The 7,168-nt window shown below is 60.0% G+C and carries 6 protein-coding genes; 1 reads left to right on the forward strand and 5 read right to left on the reverse strand.

Annotated elements, in window-relative coordinates; genetic code table 11:
• Positions 1-50: 50 nt before the first annotated feature.
• The 3 genes from ABU113_RS16750 to ABU113_RS16760 form a co-directional block, all read right to left on the reverse strand.
• Positions 51-953, reverse strand: a complete 903-nt coding sequence (locus ABU113_RS16750; RefSeq protein WP_454560608.1) for an AAA family ATPase — start codon at positions 951-953, stop codon at positions 51-53.
• A gap of 215 nt (positions 954-1,168) precedes the next feature.
• Entirely contained in the window at positions 1,169-1,402 is a 234-nt protein-coding gene (locus ABU113_RS16755) for a helix-turn-helix transcriptional regulator (RefSeq protein ID WP_454560609.1), read from the reverse strand.
• A gap of 505 nt (positions 1,403-1,907) precedes the next feature.
• Complete coding sequence (locus ABU113_RS16760) at positions 1,908-3,212, reverse strand: tyrosine-type recombinase/integrase (protein ID WP_454560610.1); 1,305 nt, start codon at positions 3,210-3,212, stop codon at positions 1,908-1,910.
• A 661-nt stretch (positions 3,213-3,873) separates the two neighbouring features.
• Here ABU113_RS16760 and ABU113_RS16765 point away from each other — a divergent pair.
• A protein-coding gene (locus ABU113_RS16765) for an IS3 family transposase (protein ID WP_183613256.1) occupies positions 3,874-5,015 on the forward strand; the annotation gives its coding sequence in 2 pieces (ribosomal slippage) (positions 3,874-4,117 and positions 4,117-5,015; 1,143 coding nt in all).
• Positions 5,016-5,123: 108 nt separating this feature from the next.
• Here ABU113_RS16765 and rnk read toward each other — a convergent pair.
• Positions 5,124-5,555, reverse strand: a complete 432-nt coding sequence (rnk, locus tag ABU113_RS16770; RefSeq protein ID WP_221214637.1) for a nucleoside diphosphate kinase regulator — start codon at positions 5,553-5,555, stop codon at positions 5,124-5,126.
• 210 nt (positions 5,556-5,765) lie between these two features.
• Positions 5,766-6,794 (reverse strand): rod shape-determining protein, encoded by a 1,029-nt coding sequence (locus ABU113_RS16775; RefSeq protein ID WP_363324089.1) that lies wholly within the window; start codon positions 6,792-6,794, stop codon positions 5,766-5,768.
• Positions 6,795-7,168 lie beyond the last annotated feature (374 nt).

The following is a 7,168-nucleotide window of genomic DNA, read 5'->3' on the forward strand; positions in this document are numbered from 1 at the left end:
AAGGCATGGCCGAACTCAACCAACCCATGATCGAGGAGGAAAATCAGCCCCTACACATCACCGCCAAAGCCGCCTGACGATGGCCCACGGCCACAGCCGAAATTACACCACCTTGACGGACGCGACCCGAAGTGCGTCACGCAGACGATTGCGATGTTGTGGTCATCCGCGAGCCGCAGCCAAGGTTCCAACACCGTCCGAAGCTGCCCAGCGTCGTTGAGGTCCACCTTGCGCAGCTTCTGCCCCGGCAGGTAGCTGGTGACAGGGTCAATAACGAGCATTGCGAACGGCGCGCCTTCCTGTTGGGCGCTCACCAGCCATTGGCGCACCGCTTCAATGTCGTCTTGCATCGAGAAGGTATTGCGCTTCCCCTCCTGATAGACGCCCTGAATTTCCACCACGTTGGCAAGGTTGGCACCGCAAGCCACCAATCGCGGCACCGTCATTTCCTCAATGCTGTCCTCACTGCCGAGCCACAGCACCCGCTCGGGCGTGCGCCAGTTGTTCGGGCAGTCGTATTCACCGGGCCACGGCGCACCTGTGGTCACACGCGCTGTAATGTCCGCCAGCACGGTGCTCTTGCCTGCGCCCGTCTCGCCAGCGAACAGGGTGATATACCCCTTCGGAATCCATCCCGTCCAAAGCCACTCAATGGCGTGAAGCGCGACACCAGACAGCACCCGACCGACGAGTTGACGGGGAGCCGTTGAAGCATCTGGCGCATAACCACGCTTCACAAGATCCCGTTGCAGGCGCTTTTCCTCCTGCGCAGCCTTGGCTTCCTCGTGCTTGCGCAACTCCGTCAGCAATTTCAGGTCGTGACTTTCGTGCGCCGCCTTCTCCTCCGCGTTCTTGTAGAAGCCAAGTTTGGGGTCGCGCGGCGGGATAGCACTCCAATCAATGTTGCCATTTGCATCGACAGGCGGGTTCCATGCGTCGGTCAGGTCAACCATGAGCCGCCTCCCCGTATGACCGGGATTCAGGACAGGCAGTTCGCATCCGGCCTTTTTCCACTGCGGGACGATTTTTGCCGATATGCGCGAGGGGCGACGGTCGGGGCGCGCCGTTGCGGACCGAGCCACGAATTTGGTATGTAATGCAGGTCACTTTTCTATCTCCGGCGGCAGGGTCGCGCGAACGGTCCTGCCGCTACTTGTGAGGGGCAGGTTCAGGCGTCGCCGGGGTGATGCACTGTGGCAGCGCTGGTGGACGCGAAGGTGCGGGCATCGCGCCACGCGAGAATGTCGCTTTCGAGATAGGCGACCCCGGCCTGCTTCGCTTCGCCCAGCTTGACGAAACGGGGGCCGCGCCCCTTGCACCGCCAGAAGCGGAGGGTTGCGGGGGTCACGCCGATCAGTGCGGCAGCTTCGCTATTGTTGAGGACTTTGACCTGTTCGGCCATGTCGATGACTCCAGCTTCGCCCTGAACGCAATTCGAGCGTCAGTCAGGGCAATGTTGAGCTGTGGTCATCAGCACCAGAGGAACACCCTCCGGCAGAATGTCCGGGTCCTGGGGGAATTTCACCCTTACTCCACCGGCTGCGTTTCCGGGACTTCTCTCATGGACGGGTGCCGGCCCCGGTTCCAGCTTGGATAAGCAGCAACAGCTATACTGTTACCACATGTTTGCGGGGCAATGTTGGATAATTTGCGGGCAGCGCTGTCCCGAAATGGCGCGGGGTCAAGCGCCGATGCTGACCCAATTTTTCATTCAAAAAAGCGTAGGGAGGGGAGGCACGCAAAGCCCCCGATCTTCGGGCGAATGGACCTGAATTGGTCGAGTTGCGCGAGGTTAACCGGCTCTCGCTGTAAGGCGGCGTGGGGCGCGAAACGGGTGCTGCCGCCCCTACCCCGGCTAACCTGTGCTGCCAGCGCTGTGCGCGAGGCTGCGCGGCCCCTGCCGTGCATCAAGCACGCTGGGGAAGCCGCACTACGTTTTTGGCGGCAGCGATTGCAGCTTGCTGCTCGATCCAGTCACCGATCATTTGCACTTCAGGGTGGAGCCACGACAGATTTGTCAGGTCCAAATAGTTCGTTGCTGTTACGTCCTCCTTGGAGGGCTTGTGTCCCGTCAAAAGGTCGGTCCTGAATTTCTCAACCCTGCACTCGCGCATCGCAATGTTCGAGAAGGTGCGGCGCAGGTCGTGTAGAGATAGGTGCTTGCCCGCAACGTCGCTCACCGTTTGCATTGCGCCGCGCGCGTCCATGATGCGCCCGGTCTTGCCCCATGACGGAAACACAAACGGGCTATCGGTGCCATCGTCCAATTTATGGCGAGGACGCTGCTTTAGCAGCGCAACAGCTTGCGACGACAACGGAAGCCAAATCGGCTGACCGCGCTTGCGCTCGGTGAGATGCCAACGGCTATTCGCCGGTTCATCGTGGTCAATATGAACCCGGTCCCATGTCAGCGCGGCAGCCTCGTCGCGCCGCGCACCAGTCAGCAGAAGGAAGATCGTCAAGTCGATACCGGATAGAGCATCCCGGTTTTTCGGGTTGGCGCGTGCTTCAATCAGTTTGTTCCAGACAGCGCCGACCTTGCCCTTGTCGATATAGCGTTCGGTCCGGTCCCCAGTTGGTGCCCAATGATGCTTTAGAGCGCCAACCGGGTTATGCGCGATCAGCGGTTCACCGTCAGGGCGGCGAAACTCGTCCATCGCAAAGTTGATGAGAATGCGCAGGGTGACGAACGCGGCATTGGCACTAGCGGGTGCAGCTTTGTCGCCGTTCAGTCCCTTATCAACGATTTCGCGGTGACGCTCTTGCACCATTTCGCGCGTAATGCTCGTGATCGGCTTGTCCTTCCAAGTGGCAAAGACCTTCTCGACATGCCGCTTGTATTCTGCCGCTGTGCTAGCCTTCAGCTTCCCCGGACGCGAAGTGTATGCGGTGCAAACCTCCATCAAGGTAACGCGCATCGCCGCATCCTGCTTCTTCGCTTCGCGCGGGTCGATACCGTCCTCGAACATGTGCTTGTATTGCTCTGCACGGCGGCGGGCATCATCAACCGTCCAAGCGCCGTAGGTGCCGATCGTAATCCGGGCGTAGTCATTGCGCCCATGAATCTGACCCTGCACGATGAAGCTGGCAGCGCCCGACGCGGTCACCCGCAAACCGAACCCCTTAGTCTCCGTATCGAAGTAGATGACCGTGCCAGTGCCGGGTTTCCGCACCCGGTCGATGCTGGTCTTGGTGAGCTTGAGCTTGGGCATATGAACCTCGTGTAAGTCCCATGTAAGGGTGCAGCGCAAACATACGCTAACTTACACTAGCGGTCCATGGACCAAAAATAGCTTAAAAACGGATATTTATAGGGCATACGCTAACATGCGCAAACCTACGCAAACACTGCAATGGCCAAACTCTTAATCAGCGGGTCCTAGGTTCGAGCCCTAGTGCGTCCACCACTTTTTCCCATATTCTCAAATATTTGAACCGCTCGATCAGTCAAGCGGATGCTGACGTCTGCATGCTAGGTAGCTCTCTAGGTAGCAGCACGCGAATTCACCATCGAGCATGGTCAAGCGCTACGATCGAGCCCTCCAAGAGCCGCATTGCGGGCGGGCGTGAGGTATCAGCGCTAGAGCGAGTCCTCGCCACACTCGCCGACCATTGCGACGGCTAATCCCACTCTGCTCTAAATCAGCATGGCACCTTTGAAAGGCCGCCACGAGACTCTGGCTTTGCGGGGATGTAAGGACCGCCAGGGGCAACCTAGCGCCGATCCAGATCACCCGTCCTACGATGTCGACGCCCGCGCGTTGGATGACATGCCAGCCAGGACATGCAAAGTGGACGATGAGAATGGTTAGACTGAGTAGCCCCTAGATTTCTGGACGCCTTCGATCCTAATTTTGAGGACAGGAGGCGACGATGGGGAAGCCCAATTTCAGTGATGAGTTCAAGCGTGACGCGGTGGCCCAGATCGTCGAACGCGGGTATCCAGTGGCGGAGGTTTCGCAGCGGCTCGGCGTCAGCCCGCACTCGCTGTATGCCTGGAAGCGTCAGCTTGCGAAGGTGGTGTCCGGCGATGCCAGCAAGGATGCCGAGATCCGCCAGTTGAAGCGCGAGCTAGCCCGGGTGACCGAGGAGCGCGACATCCTAAAAAAAGCCACTGCGTATTTCGCCAGGGATGCAAAGTGAGATACGCGTTCGTTGCCGAGCATCGTGACCAGTTCAGGGTTCGGTCGATGTGTCGGTGCCTGCGCATCCAGCCCAGTGGCTTCTATGCTTGGCAGAAGAGCCCGCTGAGCCAGCGAGCTCGGGAAGACGCTCGGCAGACGGAGTTGCTGTGGCAAGCCTGGAACGACAGGGGCAAGGTCTATGGCTACCGCAAACTGCACGATGATCTACTCGATCAGGGAGAGACATCCTGCCCGAACCGTATCGCCCGTCTGACCAGACTGGCGGGTATCAAGGCGCAGATCGGCTACAAGCGCCGACCGGGCAGCTATGGCGGCAAGCCATCGCTGGCGGTCGACAACACTCTGGATCGCCAGTTCGACGTGGCTGCGCCCGATCGAGCCTGGGTAACGGACATCACCTACATCCGCACCCTGGAAGGCTTTGCCTATCTGGCTGTCGTGATCGACCTCTATTCCCGCCGGGTGGTGGGTTGGTCGATGCAAAGCAGGCAGATCACCGACGTGGTGCTGCAGGCGTTGCACATGGCGGTATGGCGGCGCAAACCAAAGCAGCGGGTGTTGATCCATTCGGACCAGGGCTCGCAGTTCACCAGCATGGATTGGGCTGCGTTCATCCGGGCGCATAATCTTGAGCACTCAATGAGCCGACGCGGCAACTGCCATGACAATGCCGTGGCCGAGAGCTTCTTCTCCTCGCTCAAGCGCGAGCGCATCCGGCGTCGGACCTACAAAACCCGCGAGGAAGCCCGCCAGGACGTGTTCGATTACGTCGAGATGTTCTACAACCCGGTGCGCAAGCAGGTCAGGAACGAGATGCTGTCACCCGTCGAGTTCGAACGGCAGCAGATTTTGAAAGCGGAAGGCGTCTAGAAAACTAGGGGCTACTCATCTCGCTGGACCGCGCGCAGAACCGGAAATTGCAAGGCGAAGCCTGACATCTGTCCCGCCAATGCTGCGCTAAAGGCGCTTGTCGGGATGCTATACGTGCACCACATCGACGATTCGCAAGAGCCGCTGCTTGCCAGCGCGGTCCGGCCACATGATCGATTGCCCGGTTCGCAAACCGAGCAGACCAGCTCCCACCAGCGACAGGATCGAAATGCGTTCCGCTTCGATGTCGGCAGCTTGAGGATAGACAAGTTGCAGCGTGCGCTCGACGCCACTCGCCTCGTCAACAAATTTTACCGTCGATTGCATGGCCACCACATCCCCCGGTAGACGGGAATCCGGCACAACCTTGGCGCGGTTGATCTCGGCGAGGAGCAGTTCAGTTACCAGGGGCAGCCGTTCTTCGGCCTCGATGGCAAGATTTCCGATCCGTTCAGCATCGGTTTCACGAATCTGGATCGGTGGCCGTGCCCTGGCCTTGCGATGGGTGGTTATGGTGTTTTCTCCGTCAGCGCCAGTCATGCAGGCGCGGTGCGCTGGAAAGGCGCAATGTAAAGGCTGATGGTCGGTTTTGCCCCGGACTGCGCCGGACGTGGCTCTCGCTATCCGGGGCTATTGGCCCACGAGAAGGGAACTCACATGGCAGCGCTGACGCTGACGTGTGGCAATCCGGAACATGGCACGATGATGGCCGCAAGCGATCCTCAAGTCAAACCAGGTGTCACGCCCCGATCAGTGCAGGAGCGCCTTTTGCAGGCCATTTGCCACGCAATACGCGTTGTTCGGAGCAAGGGCGATATGCAGCCCGGTGGCCTGGGCCAATGCCGGCCGGACAAGATTGATGGCTGCACTGCCGCCGGTCAGGACAATGCCGTCATCGTGGATATCACGGCTCAGTTCGGGCGATATCTGGCCCAGCAGGTTCACAACCATCCTGGTGATACCGGCAACATGCTTTTCGACCACGGGGAGCAGATCACCTATTGGCAGTTCCAGGGCTGCGGGTAATCCGTTCACGAGGTCGCGTCCCTTGAACCGGGTCCGGGCGGCGGGGTCCGCCTGATCCTGAAGCATCCTGACGATGTCGCGTTTCGCATTTTCGGCGGTGTTCATGCCGATGAGAAACTTGTGCTGAAAATGGATATGATCGGCAATCGCGGTATCAAGAGCATCGCCTCCGCCGCGAAGGGATGCAGTCGCGCAGATTCCGCCCAGTGACAGGACGGCCGCCTCCGTCGTACCGGCACCGCATTCCACGATCATGGAGCCACGGGGATGATCGACCTGGAGGTCTGCCCCCCACGCGGCCGCCAAGGGTTCCGTCAAAAGTTCGATCGCCCCCAGGCCCGCATCGTTTGCCGCGGTGAGCAACGCGCTGCGCTCTGCGCTGGTTGCATCGGCTGGCACTCCGATGATTGCGCGAAAGGAGCGGAGCCTGCGCTGGCCGACACTCGATCGCACGGCATAGGCCAGATAGTCGCGGGCCGCCGCGATATCGCAAAGCACTCCGCGATGCAGGGGGCGCACGATGCGCAGTTCTCCGGTTGCACGCTCCTGCATGGGGCCGACGGCAACTCCGGCAGTGACCAGTTCACCGGCATCGACGCGCCCCGCGAAGCAGCAGAGCGACGGCTCATCGAACAGGACACCGCCATCAACCGACATCACCCGCGTATTGGCCGTGCCAAAATCAATCGCGAAATCGGCCTTGCCGGCGCCGTGAAACAGTCTTCTCATCTCGGCGCGATAGCAGTTGTTCAAGGGGAAGTCTTCCGAGAGCTTACAACTCCCGTTGCGGTCTCAGTGAACTGATGGGGTGGATGCCCCCTTCGACGGCATCGTAAGATGTCAGACCAGCGCGATGTTGCGCTGTAGAGGGAGGAGCACATGACCGACGTCCACATTGTCGCGATCGAACTTGCGAAGCGCAGCTTCCAATCGCGTTAAAACGCTGCTGAGAGTGTTTACCCCCCGTTCCGGGGGTAGGCAGCGATCAACGGATGGCGGAGTTAGCGTCCGCGCTCGTGGTGTAATTTCCGGTGTAGGCGATGGTGTATTCCGGGGTGGGGCATGCCCCACCCCGGAATGCGGCGTCGCTGGTGGCCACCGGGTTCATCGTTATGGTGGAGTTTGCA

Origin of the sequence: Parapedomonas caeni (assembly GCF_041060555.1) — a bacterium.
Classification (GTDB): Bacteria; Pseudomonadota; Alphaproteobacteria; order Sphingomonadales; family Sphingomonadaceae; genus CAUJIW01.